At 37.2% G+C, this 18,123-nt stretch carries 17 protein-coding genes; 12 read left to right on the top strand and 5 right to left on the bottom strand.

Annotation, left to right across the window (positions count from 1 at the left end; genetic code table 11):
- Positions 1-26 precede the first annotated feature (26 nt).
- The gene (locus BI291_RS01710; RefSeq protein ID WP_074495853.1) at positions 27-521 is read right to left on the bottom strand and encodes a low molecular weight protein-tyrosine-phosphatase; all 495 of its coding nucleotides are present in this window, start codon (positions 519-521) and stop codon (positions 27-29) included.
- Between the two features lie 273 nt (positions 522-794).
- Between BI291_RS01710 and BI291_RS01705 the strand changes: the two genes are divergently transcribed.
- The gene (locus BI291_RS01705; RefSeq protein WP_074495850.1) at positions 795-3,353 is read left to right on the top strand and encodes an EAL domain-containing protein; all 2,559 of its coding nucleotides are present in this window, start codon (positions 795-797) and stop codon (positions 3,351-3,353) included.
- Between the two features lie 46 nt (positions 3,354-3,399).
- On the opposite strand, the gene aroG is transcribed toward BI291_RS01705, so the two are convergent.
- Positions 3,400-4,452, bottom strand: a complete 1,053-nt coding sequence (aroG, locus tag BI291_RS01700; protein ID WP_074495848.1) for a 3-deoxy-7-phosphoheptulonate synthase AroG — start codon at positions 4,450-4,452, stop codon at positions 3,400-3,402.
- Positions 4,453-4,641: 189 nt separating this feature from the next.
- Between aroG and add the strand changes: the two genes are divergently transcribed.
- The 3 genes from add to deoD all read left to right on the top strand — a co-directional run bounded on the left by add (position 4,642) and on the right by deoD (position 6,654).
- Positions 4,642-5,661 (top strand): adenosine deaminase, encoded by a 1,020-nt coding sequence (gene add, locus BI291_RS01695; RefSeq protein ID WP_074495846.1) that lies wholly within the window; start codon positions 4,642-4,644, stop codon positions 5,659-5,661.
- A gap of 3 nt (positions 5,662-5,664) precedes the next feature.
- Positions 5,665-5,835, top strand: a complete 171-nt coding sequence (locus BI291_RS01690; RefSeq protein WP_074495843.1) for a XapX domain-containing protein — start codon at positions 5,665-5,667, stop codon at positions 5,833-5,835.
- Positions 5,836-5,949: 114 nt separating this feature from the next.
- The gene (gene deoD / locus BI291_RS01685) at positions 5,950-6,654 is read left to right on the top strand and encodes a purine-nucleoside phosphorylase (RefSeq protein ID WP_074495841.1); all 705 of its coding nucleotides are present in this window, start codon (positions 5,950-5,952) and stop codon (positions 6,652-6,654) included.
- 64 nt (positions 6,655-6,718) lie between these two features.
- Here the strand turns inward: deoD and BI291_RS01680 are convergent, their stop codons facing one another.
- Complete coding sequence (locus tag BI291_RS01680) at positions 6,719-8,959, bottom strand: TonB-dependent receptor (RefSeq protein ID WP_074495838.1); 2,241 nt, start codon at positions 8,957-8,959, stop codon at positions 6,719-6,721.
- Positions 8,960-9,155: 196 nt separating this feature from the next.
- A complete protein-coding gene (locus BI291_RS01675) occupies positions 9,156-10,370 on the bottom strand; it encodes a phosphopentomutase (RefSeq protein ID WP_074495837.1) in 1,215 nt (404 codons plus the stop codon).
- A 185-nt stretch (positions 10,371-10,555) separates the two neighbouring features.
- Between BI291_RS01675 and udk the strand changes: the two genes are divergently transcribed.
- From udk to rlmA, 7 genes are all read left to right on the top strand, one after another.
- Complete coding sequence (gene udk, locus BI291_RS01670) at positions 10,556-11,194, top strand: uridine kinase (RefSeq protein WP_074495834.1); 639 nt, start codon at positions 10,556-10,558, stop codon at positions 11,192-11,194.
- Between the two features lie 16 nt (positions 11,195-11,210).
- Complete coding sequence (locus BI291_RS01665; RefSeq protein ID WP_074495832.1) at positions 11,211-12,449, top strand: NupC/NupG family nucleoside CNT transporter; 1,239 nt, start codon at positions 11,211-11,213, stop codon at positions 12,447-12,449.
- Between the two features lie 9 nt (positions 12,450-12,458).
- On the top strand, positions 12,459-13,229 hold the full coding sequence (gene deoC, locus BI291_RS01660) for a deoxyribose-phosphate aldolase (protein ID WP_074495830.1): 771 nt from the start codon (positions 12,459-12,461) through the stop codon (positions 13,227-13,229).
- A gap of 6 nt (positions 13,230-13,235) precedes the next feature.
- A complete protein-coding gene (locus BI291_RS01655) occupies positions 13,236-13,811 on the top strand; it encodes a thymidine kinase (protein ID WP_074495828.1) in 576 nt (191 codons plus the stop codon).
- Between the two features lie 51 nt (positions 13,812-13,862).
- Positions 13,863-14,519: a uracil phosphoribosyltransferase gene (upp, locus tag BI291_RS01650; RefSeq protein WP_074495826.1), complete on the top strand. Its 657-nt coding sequence runs from the start codon at positions 13,863-13,865 to the stop codon at positions 14,517-14,519.
- Between the two features lie 578 nt (positions 14,520-15,097).
- Positions 15,098-15,904, top strand: a complete 807-nt coding sequence (gene xthA / locus BI291_RS01645) for an exodeoxyribonuclease III (RefSeq protein WP_074495824.1) — start codon at positions 15,098-15,100, stop codon at positions 15,902-15,904.
- Positions 15,901-16,713, top strand: coding sequence for a 23S rRNA (guanine(745)-N(1))-methyltransferase (gene rlmA / locus BI291_RS01640; protein WP_074495822.1), 813 nt, complete (start codon positions 15,901-15,903; stop codon positions 16,711-16,713). Before xthA ends, rlmA begins: the two co-directional genes overlap by 4 nt.
- A gap of 20 nt (positions 16,714-16,733) precedes the next feature.
- On the opposite strand, the gene yfbV is transcribed toward rlmA, so the two are convergent.
- Entirely contained in the window at positions 16,734-17,159 is a 426-nt protein-coding gene (gene yfbV, locus BI291_RS01635; RefSeq protein WP_074495820.1) for a terminus macrodomain insulation protein YfbV, read from the bottom strand.
- Positions 17,160-17,741: 582 nt separating this feature from the next.
- Here yfbV and BI291_RS01630 point away from each other — a divergent pair.
- Positions 17,742-18,122, top strand: a complete 381-nt coding sequence (locus tag BI291_RS01630; protein ID WP_074495817.1) for an ACT domain-containing protein — start codon at positions 17,742-17,744, stop codon at positions 18,120-18,122.
- The last annotated feature ends 1 nt before the right edge of the window (position 18,123 follow it).

The raw sequence follows: 18,123 nt of genomic DNA, 5'->3' as shown, positions 1-18,123 counted from the left end.
ATCAGTAATTTTTTTAAAGCTAGGTGTTACTTACCTAGCTTTTTTAGTTGCGCGATCAAACCATCACTTGCATCTTCTACAAGATCAAGTACATATTTAAAGCCTCGCGCACCACCGTAATATGGATCAGGCACTTCAGTATCTTGAAAGTTATTTGCAAACTCTAAAAATAAATGAATTTTATCGTGATAACCAAGCGGCGCTACTTTCTTTAAATCTTTTATATTTTGTTCATCCATCGCCAAAATAATATCAAATTCCGTGAAATCTTCGATTTCTACCTTTCTCGCTCGTATTTTATCAAAGTCATAACCGCGCTCTATGCCGATTTTTTGCGCTCTATGATCAGGCTTTTCACGGGCATGCGAACCAATAGTACCTGCAGAATCAATACTAAGATCTAATTTATTACGTTCAGCTTTATGCCTAAATACAGCTTCAGCTGTCGGAGAGCGGCATATATTACCCATGCAAACAAATAAGATACGTTTTATATCCTTATTCACGATATTTTCATTCATTTATTTTTCCAATGTTTGTCCAAGTAGTAAACAACCCTTATTCGCGTTTTTAGCTTCAAGCACTACGAAATTTTAATCAATTACCCTAACGTAAAAGCATTTATTTAGCGAGTACAAATTATGATGAATAACCACATGCAAATTAAAACACACATAATAACAATACTTCCATGGTAAGTAGATATAATTACTAGTATTTTCTGGTTAATAATTACCAATCTTTAAATTATTTGCTACAGTTAATTTAGATTAGATTAACATCACTAACGATTAATGAAAAAAATTGCTTCCTACGCCTCGTTAGCACTGACACGAATATTTATACTATTTATAGCGTTTAGCTTATTAATAATATTTTATCAATCGAGCAGTAATCTTAGCCAATTAACGAAAAAACAACCAAGCGATACTACCGACGTAAACTATAAATATTGGATAGATAGTTCAAATATTATTGATAACAAGAACATTCTCGATAATATCTCGCTATTCAAGCAAACAACACCTGCTGAAATTCCTTTTGCCCTTAAAGATCAAACCTACTGGGTATTAGTGGATATCAAAAACACACAATCACATCACGTTTCTCTAGTGCTTTTTGCAGATAATAAGCTGCTTGATGTTTTTAAAGTATACCCAATAAAAAACAATACAATACAAAAAAACTTAACTTTACAGCACTTACCTTTTCATCAAATTTATCCACACATAAACATTGAACTAACACCTCGTAATGAACAAAGCTATTTACTACAAATTCGTACAGATGGCCCGCCTAATGTACCTATTCTATTAATATCGCAATCCACTTTTGATTTACACATTCTAACAGCTCAATTTTTATATGGCGCTTTTATTGGCATTGCGTTGTTAATGATTTTATACAATTTAGTCTTGTTTTTTGCAGTCAAAGATAAAGTGTATTTGTTTTACATTGGTTACTTGTTGTCAGCCTTTTTAATTATGTCAAGTATCACGGGTTTCGGTTATATCTTATTTGATGACTTCTTTAATCAACAAATCGATAAATATCTTATACCGCTACACTTCCTTCTTGTACTGTTTTTACTGTTTTTTACCTTATTTTTTCTGCGATATGATAAGCAACAAAGCATCACGTATCGCATTGCTATTACTGTCTGTTTCTGTTTAGTTGTCGCTATATTCGCAACCTTGACACTTGATAAAGTAGCGCAAGCAACTGTATTTTTTTCTATTCAGCCTCTCGTATTTATATTGGCTATTTACCTACTAATAAAACGTATAAGGGGAAACCTTTCTTGGGCAAAATATTACCTTGCTTCATGGATACCACTACTCATAGGTGCGGCAATTCAACCTGCTGTACTGCTCAATATTATTGATTATTCTTTTCTCACCAGTAACGCATTTTTAATCGCTATTATTGCCGAAGTATCTTTGATGGCTTTTGCCCTTGCAGAAAGAATGCGCCGTAATGAGCAAGATAAAATAACAAATATTGCTTATCATCTATCAAGTGGTATCCCCAGAAAATCAAACCTTGAAACCTGTATCAATAACCTTGTTCAACAGAAATACAATGACTTTAGTGTTTGTATAGTTAAACCTGAGCATATTGAAAAAGTAGCGCTTTATATTAATGACGAAATGAATACACAGTTGTTTAAACAGTTATACGGTAAACTTTCTTCGCTCTTTCAATACAACGACGCGATAATTCCGATTACAGATAAGCAAGAAAAGATATGTTTAATAAACCATACTTGTTTTGCCTTGATTATTGATCATCATGTTGATGAACAGCCTGCTGAAATGCTATTTGAATCAATACAACAGGTAGTACAGGAAAATTTTCACATCACCCAAGTAAAGCTGCCGTTAACTGCAGTTATTGGCTTAGCACGCTTCCCTGTAGATGGTGATAAAAGCCACCTGTTGCTCAACCGTGCGCTCATTGCAACGGCAAATGCGGAAAATAATGTACTAAAGTGGAGTCATTATGAAAACGATGTTAAAGATACAACGCAGTATTTGTTTAAGCTCACTAGCGATTTAAAACAAGCAATTAAGAATAATACCTTGATGCTTTACCACCAGCCTCAAGTAGACTTAAGAACGTTACGTGTTTGCAGTAGTGAATGCTTGTTACGGTGGCAACATGCAAAAGAAGGCTTTATACCACCAAATGTGTTTATCCCCATTGCTGAAGATATGGGCTTAATTCATGAAGTCACTTTTTGGGTAATTCAACAAGCATTGCATCACCAAAAACAACTAATGGATGAATATGGCTTCAACCATTTAGTTTCCATTAATATTAGCGGCAAAGATATTTCATCTAAGCACTTTTTAGCCAGAGCATTAGATATAATAGAAGCATCAGGAGTTGCAAGTGATAAAATTATTTTTGAGTTAACAGAGTCCGCAAGTTTTACTAATAACGCACACACGATGCGAGTCATTGAGCAACTTACCGACCTCGGCATTACTATCAGTATTGATGACTTTGGTACGGGTTACTCGTCTATGTCTCAAATCAGCCATCTACCCTTTCAAGAACTTAAAGTTGATCGTCAATTTGTTGAAAATATTAATCAAGACAAAAAGCGCTTAGTCATTGCTGAGGCAACAGTTAAGATGGCGAAAGGTTTAGGATTAGAGGTTGTTGCAGAAGGTATTAACAGTGAAGAAGATGAGGCAACCTTAAGAAAGTTTGGCTGTGATATAGGGCAAGGATATTACTATGCTAAGCCAATGCCGCTTGAAGAGTACAAGCAATGGTTAACTTCGTTAGTACAAGGGAGAGTCAAAACACCTTTAAAAGGCGAATATATACCCGTTGAAAAATGACCGCAATCAAGACTGAATGAGCTGATTGCGGTATTATGGTTATCTATTAACCTCTACGTTTGTCCACGGCTTCGTTTAGCTGTGCGAGTAACGTTTCTGTATCTGACCAACCAATACATGCGTCAGTAATAGATTGACCGTAAACGTTAGCTTTACCGTCAACTAAATCTTGTCTGCCTTCAACCAAGTGACTTTCAACCATGACGCCAAAAATATCATTATTACCTTTAGCCAATTGTTCACTAACATCTCGACAAACAACCATCTGATTTTCAAATTTTTTGCTCGAGTTACCATGACTAAAATCAATCATAATTTTAGTATTCAAGTTTGACGAGGCTAATTGGTCAGTTACTTGTTTAACGCTTTCTGCATCATAGTTGGGTGCTTTACCGCCACGTAAAATAATATGACAATCAGGGTTACCTGTTGTTTGAACGATTGCTGAATGTCCAAATTTAGTGACTGATAAAAAGTGATGTGACGCAGCGGCAGATCCAATCGCATCTATGGCAATTTTAATGGTACCGTCAGTACCATTTTTAAAACCAACCGGACAAGACAAACCAGATGAAAGCTCTCGATGTACTTGGCTTTCAGTCGTTCGAGCACCAATCGCCCCCCAACACATAAAATCGGCCATATACTGAGGCGTGATCATATCTAAAAACTCACCTGCAGTAGGTAAACCAAGATCATTTAAATCAGCTAATAACTTTCTGCCAATACGCAAACCATCATTTAGCTTAAAACTGTTATCTAAATAAGGATCATTTATAAGCCCTTTCCAACCAACCGTAGTACGTGGCTTTTCAAAATAAACACGCATCACAATTTCAAGGTTATCTTGGTATTTTTCTCTTAACTTAACCAAGCGTTTGCCATATTCAATTGCAGCCTCTGGATCATGGATTGAACATGGCCCAATAACCACTAATAACCTATCGTCTTGATGGTTAAAAATTTTACTGATAGCTGCTCTACCACTAAACACTGTTTCAGACGCTTTTTCTGAACCAGGAAATCGCTCCAGTAACGCCACTGGAGGTAACAATTCTTTAATTTTTTCGATGCGCACATCGTCTGTTTGGTAGAACATATTATTTCTCTTTATTTACTACTATGATTTTGTTTTGTACGTCTAGACACCTAGATAAGAATCCCGTCGGCTAATTTAACAGCGTTATATCAACAATACCAACATAAAATCGGAAAAAAACGATATAATTAAGAACTAGAATAAAAATTCACGTAATTGTTTACACAACGGTAAGGATATTTACTTTATATGCTCAATAATACGCTGCCATTAATCGACCTTCATCGTCATCTAGACGGAAATATCCGCCCAAGCACCATTTGGCAACTTGCACAGCAACATAACATTTCATTACCGGTATCAACAATTGAACACTTTATGCCGTTGGTACAAATACAAGAATCCGAACCTGACTTATTGGCCTTTTTGAAGAAATTAGATTGGGGTGTAGCCGTGTTAGCTACTTTAGAAGATTGCCAACGTGTCGCCTATGAAAATATAGAAGATTTAGTCTCAGCGGGTATTGATTATGCTGAATTAAGATTTTCACCCTATTACATGGCAATGAATCACCAATTACCCATAGAAGGCGTAATAGAGGCGGTCGCTGATGGCGTAAATCAAGCTAAAAAACTCCACAACGTTGAGGCAAACCTCATTGGTATTTTAAGTAGAACCTTTGGTCAACAAAAGTGTATGGATGAATTAAGTGGTATTTTAACGCACAAAGACAAGTTCGTTGCGGTTGATTTAGCCGGTGATGAATATAACTACCCTGGCGATATGTTTACTGAACATTTTAATAAGATTAAACAAACTGATTTACAAGTGACTGTACATGCTGGCGAAGCTGCAGGTAGTGAAAGTATTTGGCAAGCTATAAAAGAACTTGGCGCAAGCCGGATCGGGCATGGTGTCGCTTGCCAGCACGATAATAAATTGCTTGAATATATGATCGCACACAATATTGCCATCGAATCATGTCTAACCTCAAATTACCAAACGGGTACTATTACCAACCTAGCTAACCACCCTTTGCCAGTATTTCTAGACAAAGGTTTGTTGGTAACACTTAATACCGATGATCCAGCAGTTGAAAATACTGAACTAATCAAGGAATATAAGCTAGCAAGTTCGTTATTTAATTTGCAAGAAAAACACATTACACAATTACAACAAAATAGTGTGGATGCTAGTTTTTTATCAACCTCGGCACGCCAAGCGTTGTTAAATAAAACGGCATTTAATCATTTACAACAGAAGGAATAACTTATGGCAGAGATTGCATTGGCTTTATTTGCAGGTGCGCTAGTCGGTTTAATTTTTTCAGTGATCAAACTTCCACTTCCAGCACCTCCGGTAATTTCAGGAATCGCAGGAATTGTTGGTATATATTTAGGCGGTACACTTTATCACTGGATCATCGAACGATTTTTTAGCTAAAATAGACTTTCACTAACAATATTCAGTAAAAAATCCTTGATAGGGGTGTGTTATATCAATTGAACCACCTGCTTGAAACTTACTGAGATAAATTTTTATTTAAAGGTATATCTCATGACAACTCCTCACATTGAAGCCAACCCTGGTGACTTTGCAAAAACCGTGTTAATGCCCGGGGACCCACTAAGAGCAAAGTTTATCGCTGAAAATTTTCTTGAAAATGCAAAATGTATTACCCGAGTGCGAAATATGCTTGGTTATACTGGCACTTATAAAGGCCAAGAAATTTCGGTAATGGGCTCAGGCATGGGGATCCCATCTATTTCAATTTACGCGACTGAGCTTTATAAAGACTTTGGCGTTGAAAATATCATACGTATTGGCTCATGTGGTGCAGTGCGTGACGACATAAAAGTGCGTGACGTTATTATCGGCATGGCTGCAAGCACAGACTCGAATGTTAATCGCCAGCGTTTTAATCACTGTGATTTTGCTGCATGTGCTGACTTTTCACTCTTACAAAACGTAGTTAATACTGCTGAAAAACTTGGTAAGCCCGTACATGTTGGTAATGTTTTCACCGCCGATTTATTTTACACACCACAACCTGAAATGTTTAAAACCATGGAAAACATGGGAGTGTTAGCGGTTGAAATGGAAGCCGCTGGTTTATATGGTGTTGCTGCTGAATACGGTAAAAAAGCCTTAGCAGTGTTTACCGTCAGTGATCATATTAAAACAGGTGAACAAACAACGGCAGATGAACGTGAAAACACTTTTAAAGACATGATGGAATTAACGTTAGAGAGTGTCTTGTAATCTTCCTCTGACAATAGTCATAAAAAATCCGGTACATACCGGATTTTTTATGATAACAAGCAGACTAAAACTGATAGCCTATTTCTACTCCCCAAAACCTTGGCTCATTGACAAAGGCGGTTAAATTGAGAAAATCTAATGCGCCATCAGCAACAATTTTATCGGTAATATTTCGGCCTACAATGGCAATATCTAAACCATCATCGTTATTAAAACCTAATCGTAAGCCGCCTATCCACCGAGCATCAGCATAAAATTCTGTGGCCTCATAAAGGAAAATATTTGATTTACTTCTATAGTTCCAATCTGTTTGTGCGTAGTAGTAACCATAATCTACCGGAAATTCATAATTAATATTAATATTCGCTAACCACTTAGGTGATCTAGGCAACGGGTTACCGTCAACAAATACGGTAACTACAGGGCCAAACGGTCCATCAACGGTATTTGCCACTTCATCAGGACTATTACAGGTAGGTGTAGATGCGCAACGTTCGGCTTTCAACGATTTATCTTGAATTTCTGTTTTGTTGTAGCTTAAATTTGTACTAATACGTAACTGATCAGTTAGCATTGCTTCAAAAGAAGTTTCAATGCCTGCGCCATAGGTATTGTCAGCATTTAACAGCGAATTAGTGTTTGCTTCGCCACCTGTGGCAGTTAATTGATGATCTTCAATATCATAGGTATAAGCCGTAATATACCATCTTGCATTACCATTGAATAAATTAGCTTTAAGCCCTGCTTCATAAGACGTTAATGTTTCAGTATCAGCTTCACTTGGAAATCCAAATCGCCCGATGGTAACAGGGCCTCTTGAAGCGTTACCGATACGCGCAAAGGCAGTCCAATCATCATCTATCGTATAACGAGCGGCAAGGTCCCAATTAATGTAATCATCCTCTTTATCAATTTCAAAAGTTACATTTGAAGTACCGCCTTCACGGATGTCTAACTCTTTTTCATCATCGGTATAACGTAAACCTAGCGTAAATGCCCATTTATTATTTGGTTTGTATTCAACTTGCCCAAACAACGCATACGAGGTGGTTAATTGATCAATTTGATAAAAGTTAGTGGTATTTCCCTCGGTATCTAAATCTTTATAATCAGCGGTATAATCTTCACGGAAATAAAATGCACCTACTTGATAATAAATATCTTCTACATCACCTGAAAGCCTCAGCTCTTGGGTAAATTGCTCATGATCTGAAAGGCCATCACCAGAAGCGACATTAAACCATAATTGCTTACCTAATTGGTTTGGTATGCCAGAAAAGTCGGTTACACCACCATCAATATCAGCATAGCTCCAGCTTTCTAATGTGTCGTAGCCGGTGATACTGGTTAAGGTTACGTTATCAAAATCATGTTCAATTTCTAAACTGCCACCTTGATGATCTAATTCAAAGCCTGATGTACTGTCATGATATATTTCAGACTCATCAAAGCTATCTCTTAAACCAGACTTACCCTGTTCAAAAGCATTGGCATAAAAGATTTGTGGCATGTCACCATCTTGATCAAAGCCATGTATTTTTAATAGCGCGCGTGTGTCACTACCATTGTCATATAAAAATTGGATGCGGTAAGCAAACTCTTCATAGCCTCCTACTTCATCCCCTGTTGTTAGGTTATCTACCCACTCGTCTCGCTCTTGATGCTTAAAAGATGCCCTAGCCGCCCAAGTATCTGACAATTCAAAGTTTTTACCTGCTTCTAAAAACATCGTTCCACGGCTACCATAACCACCCCGAACATACCCTTCATTGGTAAAATCAGGCGCAACGGTGTCAATCTTAACAATGCCAGCGGTAGTATTTCTGCCAAACACAGTACCTTGTGGACCATTGAGCACCTCAACGCGTTCGATATCAAATAAAGGAATACTTTTTAACACAGGGTTTTCTAAAACGATATTGTCTAAAATCATAGAGACTGGCTGATTTGCATTTACATCAAAATCAGTATTACCTAAACCTCGAATATAAAACCTAGGTGACTGTCTACCGTTTGAAGATTCAATTTGTAAACTCGGCACACGGCCAGCTAATGCTCGTACATTTTCACCAGAGCCTAAATAGTCATTAATACTTTCAGCTGACATGGCGGTGACCGTAGCAGGTACATCTTTAACTGTTTCAACACGTTTACGAGCGGTTACTTCAATCACTTCAAGACCGACAACTTTCTCTGTTTGATCATTATTTTCTTCTGCGGTTACCGATGTAGTTAGCAAAAATGTAGAACTACACAATGCCAATTGCACACTACGGCTAAGCGCGCTTTGTCCGAACATTTTCATATTGTTCTCTCCCAAGACTCTTATCTTTTAATATATTATTCATACTAGGGACTTTAAGCGCTGCTATTCAATATTGATTAAACTGCATGGAGCTTTGACGTATATTTACAGAAAATATGCAACCTACAGTTCAACATAGTCTAATAGAACACTCCTAGTGCCATGAATTATAGCCAATATTTTAGATTTCGCTTATTCACTTAACAGTTAATTGTGAAAAGAAACTATCGCCATAATCAAGTGCAGGCAAAGAAAACATTTCGGCAAGTGTTTGACCAAGATCAGCAAAACTATTTCTCTGGCCTAAATTCACATTACCAATATGATGATGGTAAGCGAGCATAGGCACAAATTCTCTTGTGTGATCTGAGCCTGGCCACGTAGGATCACATCCATGATCAGCAGTCATGAAAAGTACGTCATCATTAGACATGGCATTAATAATATCAGGTAATCGCTTATCAAATGCCTCGAGTGCAGCCGCATAACCTAATGGATCGCGACGGTGACCATAATCTTGATCAAAGTTGACTAGATTGGTAAATATAATACTCTTATCTTTTGCTGTGCCTAAATGTGAAATCGTTGCATCTATTAATGCGTCAATACCGGTAGCTTTGGTTTTTTCTGAAATCCCTTGATGAGCAAAAATATCAGCAATTTTACCAACACTGATCACATGACCGCCTGCTTCAACCATTTTATCTAACACTGTTGGGGAAGGAGGTAAAACAGAGTAATCTCGACGATTACCAGTGCGGACAAAATCTTCCGCGCTATTACCAACAAAAGGACGCGCTATCACACGACCAATATTATAATCATCGAGTAAAGAACGCACCATTTCACAATAAGTGTATAAGTTATCCAAACCAAAATGTTCTTCATGTGCTGCTACTTGAAATACACTATCTGCAGAGGTGTAACAAATAGGTAAGCCCGTTTTAATATGTTCTTCACCTAAACGAGCGATAATTTCTGTACCTGATGCATGGCAGTTACCAAGCATACCAGCATAGCCGGTTGCTTCGTTAATGATTTGCATTAGCTCTTTAGGGAAAGCATTTTCTTTATCCGTGAAGTAACCCCAATCAAACAAAACCGGTACACCTGCCATTTCCCAATGACCACTAGGAGTATCTTTTCCGCTGCTCAATTCTGCAGCATAGCCAAACGCGCCTTTTTTTATTGGATATTGTTCTGCGGGGAAGCGTTCACTTCCCGCTGAGAAGCTGGCTTCAATAAGCCCCATACTTGCAAGATTGGGTAAATTAATTTTATGCCTTGTCATTTCAAAATGTTTTTCGGCTAAATGAGCAAAAGTATTGGCACCAATATCACCAAATTTTTCAGCATCAGGCGCATGCCCTATACCAAAACTATCTAAAACTAATATAATTGCTCGCGCCATTTGCACACCTTTTTATCATCAAAAAATGAATTTTTCATGACCATTTAGTCAAGTTATGGTAATTTACCATTATTAAGTCTTTAGTTATAGTAAAAGAAATTAGCAATATTGAATTACTGGCTACATATTAACCTGTACCGAACGTTCAACAGCTATTCTTCCATGTTATTTACAGGCGGCCAAGATTGCTAACCAATAAAACCACTATTATTGCCATATCAGGGGCTTCTGCTTCTGGTAAGTCGCTATTTGCGCAAACTATTTATCAAGAGTTGTTCCCTGAACTGGGTAAAAACGGTATCGCTATTATTAAAGAAGATGCGTACTACAAAAATCAAGATCACATTCCATTACCGCAAAGAATTGAAACTAATTACGATCATCCTAATGCTTTCGAGCATACTTTGCTCGCTGAACAGTTACGAATGTTACAACAAGGTAAAGATATAGAGTGCCCAGTATATTGCTATAAAACGCACACGCGTTTAACAGATACGATGACAATTCCCGCATCACCGATTATTTTGGTTGAAGGTATCTTGCTTTTTGCTGATCAAAACCTTCGAGAGTGTTTTGATCTAAAAATATACATGGATACACCATTAGATATTTGTTTGTTACGAAGAATAAAGCGTGACATAGAAGAACGAGACCGTGATATAGATTCTATCACTCAACAATATGAACAAACAGTGAGACCAATGTATCATCAATTTATCGCTCCTTCCAAATCTTGGGCTGACATTATTGTCAACAAAGGCGGTAAAAATAGAATGGCCATTGAAGTCATAAAAGCAAAAATTAGACAATTAATACAACAATAATAATAGAGGATATTTCATGGGGGCGTTACACGGGGTCATAGGTATTGTTTTGCTGTTAGTAGCAGCATACGCGTTAAGTAGCCATAAGAAGTCAATTAATTTTCGAACCGTTGGTTTTGCATTTTTACTACAGTTAATACTTGGCGCTTTCGTGCTATATATTCCATTCGGTAAAGATGTACTCGAATCAATGACCAACGGCGTACAAAACGTCATTGATAGCGCTAAGGCTGGCATTAACTTTATATTTGGTGGTCTAGGCACTGATAAAATGTTTAGCAACGGTGTAGGCTTTGTGTTTGCCGTGCGAGTATTGCCGGTCATTATTTTCTTCTCATCGTTAATTGCCGTACTTTATCACCTTAATATTATGCAATGGATCATTCGCATTATTGGTGGTGGTCTGCAAAAACTACTTGGCACAAGTAAACCTGAATCTCTGTCTGCTACAGCAAACATTTTTGTTGGGCAAACAGAAGCCCCTTTAGTCGTTCGACCTTACATTGCATCAATGACTCAATCAGAATTATTTGCCATTATGGTCGGCGGATTAGCATCAGTTGCGGGTTCAATATTAGCCGGCTATGCAGGACTCGGTGTTGAACTAAAATATCTTATAGCGGCGTCGTTTATGGCTGCACCTGGTGGCTTGTTAATGGCAAAAATTATTTTACCGGAAACCGAAGCTGATAAAATTCAAGCAAATAACTTATCTATTTCAGAGCAAGAAATTAAACCGGTGAATGTGATAGATGCAGCGGCAACAGGCGCAGCATCAGGCATGAAATTAGCTGTTAATGTTGGTGCAATGCTATTGGCTTTTATCGCGCTCATCGCGCTTTTAAACATGTTAGTCGGCGGAGTTGGCAACCTATTTGGTATCGAAAACTTAACCATTGAATGGTTACTTGGCTACGTATTTGCTCCATTCGCTTTTGTTATTGGTGTTCCCGCAGAAGAAATGCTGCAAGCGGGTAGTTTTATAGGGCAAAAAGTGGTTGTTAATGAGTTTTTTGCTTATGTAAATTTTGTTGAAATCAAAGATACTTTAACACCTTCTACCCAAGCGATTATCACTTTTGCATTATGCGGTTTTGCTAATTTATCTTCGATTGCTATCTTACTTGGTGGTATAGGTTCAATGGCACCTTCGCGTCGTCCTGATATTGCTCGTCTTGGTATGAAAGCAATGATGGCAGCAACACTAGCTAATTTAATGAGTGCTGCAATTGCAGGTGTATTTCTTAGCCTTTAGGAGAATAACATGACAGAGCAACAACAAACCGCTTTACTTGCCCTTTCTCTCGTTGATCTAACCAGTTTACGAGGCGATGAATCACAGCAAGAAATTATTGAACTATGTGAACAAGCAGCGACAAAACATGGAGATACTGCCGCTATTTGTATTTATCCTCAGTATATTTCCATTGCGAAACAACATTTAGCCAAAACAAATAAACAGATAAAAATTGCAACCGTCACTAACTTTCCTCATGGCGGTAGTGATGTGAACCAAGCAGTGAAAGAAACAGCAGAAGCTGTTTCACTTGGTGCTGATGAAGTTGACGTTGTGTTCCCTTACAATGCTTTAATTGCTGGTGATGAAAATGTTGGCTATGAATTAGTAAACGCATGTAAACAAGCTTGTGGTAAGCAGGTTACCTTAAAAGTAATTATTGAGTCTGGAAAATTAAAAACAGATTCTTTAATTCAACGGGCAAGTGAAATAGCGATTGACGCTGGCGCTGATTTCATCAAAACCTCAACGGGTAAAGTTGACATAAATGCTACCCCACAAGCTGCAAAAATCATGCTATCTGTTATTGAAAACGTAAACCCAAATGTTGGCTTTAAAGCTGCTGGTGGTGTTAAAACCTTGGAAGATGCCACCGAGTACTTAACTTTAGTTATGGATACTTTAGGGGCTTCATGGCTTGATCAAACTCATTTTCGTTTCGGCGCTAGCGGGTTATTAAAAAACCTAATCGCCACTATTGAAGACGAATCACAGCAAACAAGTAATGAGCGCTATTAACCTGTTATGGCACAACTATATTTTTACTATTCAACGATGAATGCTGGAAAATCTACACATTTACTGCAATCTTCATACAACTACCGCGAGCGCGGTATGAATACCCTGCTTTATACTGCAGACATCGATAACCGTTTCTCGACGGGACAAATCTCTTCACGTCTTGGTTTACATGCTGATGCTAATTTATTTTCGGCTGAAACAGATATCGCTCAACAAGTAACACAGCAACATGAGTTAACCCCTGTTAGTTGTGTATTGGTCGATGAAGCACAGTTTTTAACGGAACAACAAGTAAAGCAACTTACTGATATTGTTGATATGTTAAAAATACCGGTCTTAGCTTATGGCATTAGAACTGATTTTCTCGGTAAAACGTTTGTAGGCAGTGCCGCACTTTTGGCATGGGCAGACAAATTGATCGAACTAAAAACCATTTGTCATTGTGGCAAAAAAGCAAATTTTGTCGTCAGAACAGATGACCAAGGCAATGCTGTAACATCAGGTGCTCAAATTGAAGTGGGTGGCAACGAACGCTATGAATCGCTTTGTCGAAAACATTTTAAAGCGCTTGTTTGGTAATTAACTAAACAGAGTACGAAATACCAATAACACTGTACAAAAGGAAACGAAATGACCGTTTATATTAGTAATCATCCACTACTAAAACATAAAGTATCATTAGCACGCGAAGCTAACCTGTCATCAAAGTCTTTTCGTGAATTAACTAACGAAATATCTACTATGCTGATGGTAGAAGCGACACAAAACTTTCAAGTACAAAGCACACCTTTAGCTTGTTGGTCTGGCAATATTTCCACCCCATTATTAGCCGAAAAGCAACCAACATTAGTACCTATTCTACGTGCTGGACTTGGTATGTTAGAAGGAGCCTTAACTATTTTACCTTGCGCGAAAGTCAGTATTATTGGCTTAAAACGCAATGATGACGATATTTCTACCGATAAAGCTGGAACCGTGCATATCGGTATTGAAAGTTATTATGAAAATATAGTCAGTGATATTGCAGAACGACACGCCATTGTGATTGATCCTATGTTAGCCACAGGCGGTTCAGCAATAACGTGTATTAATTTACTAAAATCTTCAGGTTGTGAAAAAATTACTGCATTATTTATGGTTGCGGCGCCAGAAGGTATTAGCGCATTAGAGAAAGCCCACCCTGATATTGATGTGTATATTGCTGCATGCGATGAAAAGCTCAACGAACAAGGCTATATCTTACCGGGTCTAGGTGACGCCGGTGATAAAATATTTGGTACTTATTAAGAACAAGCAGTAACTTCAACCAATAGTAAGCATTACGCTTTTTGTGGTTTTACCAACAACTTTGTTCACTAAGTTTCATGTTGCCTTAATGAAAGGTAAGTTTAGGTAAACAATACAGTAAATCTAGAATGAAATAACCATGAACCTTATTCAATTTAGCTAGAGCGTGTTGATATTTGCTGTTTGAGTTTTGTTCAAGGTAAACGCCTTCTGATCGCGCGACTTGGATTCTTGCATAGTCATTCTATGGTTAATTCAAGTAACAAAGAGCAGGAGGCGTTTAGTTGAACCCTTCGTGCTGTATCTGTTTGTCATTTCTACTGTGTTAACGCTTGACTGGAGTAGAATAACTACACGGCGCAAGTGTTGCTTTGTATAAAAACCAAACAAAATGCGGCAAAAGTAAACATGAAAGATCAACACGCTCTAATAAGGGACGACAGTACTAAATAACGATAATATTGTTGTTTATACCAATTCGCATAAAGATTAAATTTACTGTGAACAATATTCAACACAACTATCATCTTATGGTATTATTTCGCGCTAATGAATACTAACCATCAAATACATTACCCATGAAGATTATCTCTTTCAATATAAATGGTTTACGAGCCAGACTTCACCAATTACAAGCCGTAATCGATAAACATCAACCTGACATCATTGGCCTACAAGAAATCAAAGTACACGACGACGCCTTCCCTCTTGCCGATGTTGAAGCGATGGGTTATCACGTATACTTCCACGGTCAAAAAGCACATTACGGTGTTGCAATGCTATGTAAAAAACCAGCTGATGTTGTGACTAAAGGCTTCCCCACCGATACTGAAGACTCTCAAAAGCGTATGATCATGGTAACGACGACCAATGAGCGTGGTGAAAAAGTAACGGTATTAAATGGTTACTTTCCGCAAGGAGATAATATTGCACATGAAACTAAATTTCCTTATAAACGCCAGTTTTATAAAGACTTAATGGTCTATTTAAATGAACATCACACACCCGATGAAAACCTCGTAGTGATGGGTGATATTAATATTTCACCGATTGATTTAGATATTGGTATTGGTGAACCCAATAAAAAACGTTGGTTAAAAACGGGTAAATGTAGTTTTCAACCAGAAGAGCGCCAATGGCTTTCAACGCTAATAAATTGGGGGTTTAAAGACACGTTTAGAGAATTACACCCATCGACCAGTGAAAAATACTCATGGTTTGATTATCGTTCTCGTGGTTTTGATGATAATCGAGGGCTACGAATTGACGTTGTGTTAGCCACAGAAAGCTTAGCCAAACAATGTGTTGAATCTGACATTGATTATGAATTACGTGGTATTGAAAAGCCTTCTGATCATGCACCTATCTGGTCTACATTTACATGATAAATGCGCAATATCGCTGCCCTATTTGCCAATCAAGTTTAATGTTAAAAGAGCACACGTATCGTTGTGCTCAGTCTCATTGTTTTGACAAAGCAAAGGAAGGATACGTTAACTTATTGCCGGTCCAATTTAAACATTCGAAACAACCTGGCGACAATAAGGCAATGGTAAATGCTAGGCGTGCCTTTTTATTACAGGGATATTATCAACCGCTTGCCGACAAATTGATATCAATATTAGATGCACTTAGCCTTAATAATGGTGTCATTTTAGATGCCGGCTGTGGAGAAGGCTTTTATACAGGGCAGTTTAAGCAAAGCTGTCAGACGGTGTATGGTATTGATATTGCCAAAGAAGCCGTAAAGAAAGCGGCAAAAAAATATACTGATTGTCATTTTTCGGTGGCCACGTTGTCACAACTACCTTTTGATGATCAACATATCAATGCTATTGTTTCTATTTATGCTCCCATATTACCTGCAGAATTTAATCGTATTTTATCAGACAACGGTTATTTAATAACTGTGACACCTGGCGGAAACCATTTATTGTCGCTCAAACAAAAAATTTATCAACGCGCATTGCAACATGACGAAGACAAAATAACAGTTGATAATATGACGTTAGATACACAGGAACAGCTGAGCTATACCATGACGATACGTTCAGGTGATGATTTGCTAAACTTACTATCAATGACACCCTTTGCCTTTAAAGCGACTGAAGAAGTAAAACAAAAATTAAAACAAGAAAGTAACTTTGAATGTCAGGCTGATTTTCTTATTCGCATTTATAAAAAAACCGCTTGAACAGCGGTTTTAATTTTCCATTAATGCTTCGCGTGCCGATAACTAATATTCAGCAACTGTGCTAAATCAACGTACCGAGGTTTTTGCACGCAAAGTTTTATGTCTCCGCCGCTTTGATTAATTTTAGCAACTCCTTCTTTATACCAATTCGCTAATGCGGGCGGCAAAAATTTATCTGCTTTTATCCCTAGCATAACTAAAGCTTGTAACGGAACGCTTAGCATAAACACAGTATAAACCACAGATTGTGGTAAAGAAGCAACGCCACCAAAATAAAGTTGCATGACTAAAGTAAATAAAGCCACGCCAGGCAAATATTTACACACAAGACGCGCCATTTTGATAGCATGATACTCAGCAAAGTATTCTGCTAGTTCTCTACGATCAGGCCAGAGTAACATATACTTGCGACCTAACTTTACAATTTCTACAACATTCATATTCATAGGCCATACATTATAACAACTGTTACTTACAAGATAGCACAAACTCGAAGGTAGTTTAAATTTTAATCTTAATAAAAATATGCAAATTAACAATAAAAGCTTCGTTAAAACGCTTTGCTGCTAAAATAACTCTATTTCAAAATACATCATAATATTTACCTTAATTTAGCAGATATAACCACTAAAAATAACGATAATTCTACAAGATCATTATGAACTAACTTTTTTACTAGATTACAAGCTTTATTTAAGTTTATTATTTCTAGTTAAAAAACAACCAAGACATTAAAGACTTAAAATACAGTTAGTTACAAACATAACCATAGTTTGCACACAAAGATATCCACATCTTTTGTGGATATAACTAATATTGTAAATCAGTTATTCATAGAATTACTGCGTTCAAATCCCCACTTAAACAAACTATTCAATCGTTTAACAAAACAATTCCGATAAAACTTACCTTAATATTAATTAACTATCTTTAAACTAGTAATATTCTTCATTCAAAAAAGATTTGATCCTAGAGTTTAACTTAATGGCGAGTTATAGTATTACCTTTGAATTTATCAGGCTTAGCATATGGCAACACTAACGTTAAAGCGATTAAACGACACGTTCACTATCCATAGTTTTCCAGCCAATAGCGAAATACCCTCCGAAGTGTTTAAACAACACATGTATTTTATCGCAAAAACTAATGATGAGGTATCGGTGGTTGCTCCTAGTACACTTATGTTGTTAAGCGAAGATAGTGAACCTGACTGGCAAGCACTTGAAGTTGTTGGTCCATTAGATTTTTCATTAACGGGGATACTTTCAAAAATTTCAACCATATTAGCGAATAAGAAAATCAGTATTTTCGCCATTTCTACCTTTGATACCGATTATGTCTTAGTCAAAAGCAATAAAATTGACAGCGCTATAACGGCATTAACCAACAATAATTATCAAGTGATTTAAT

The organism is Thalassotalea sp. PP2-459 (genome assembly GCF_001913705.1).
Taxonomy (GTDB): domain Bacteria; phylum Pseudomonadota; class Gammaproteobacteria; order Enterobacterales; family Alteromonadaceae; genus Thalassotalea_C; species Thalassotalea_C hakodatensis.
Note: the sequence above shows the minus strand (reverse complement) of the source record. Positions and strands in the feature narration are given on the sequence as shown.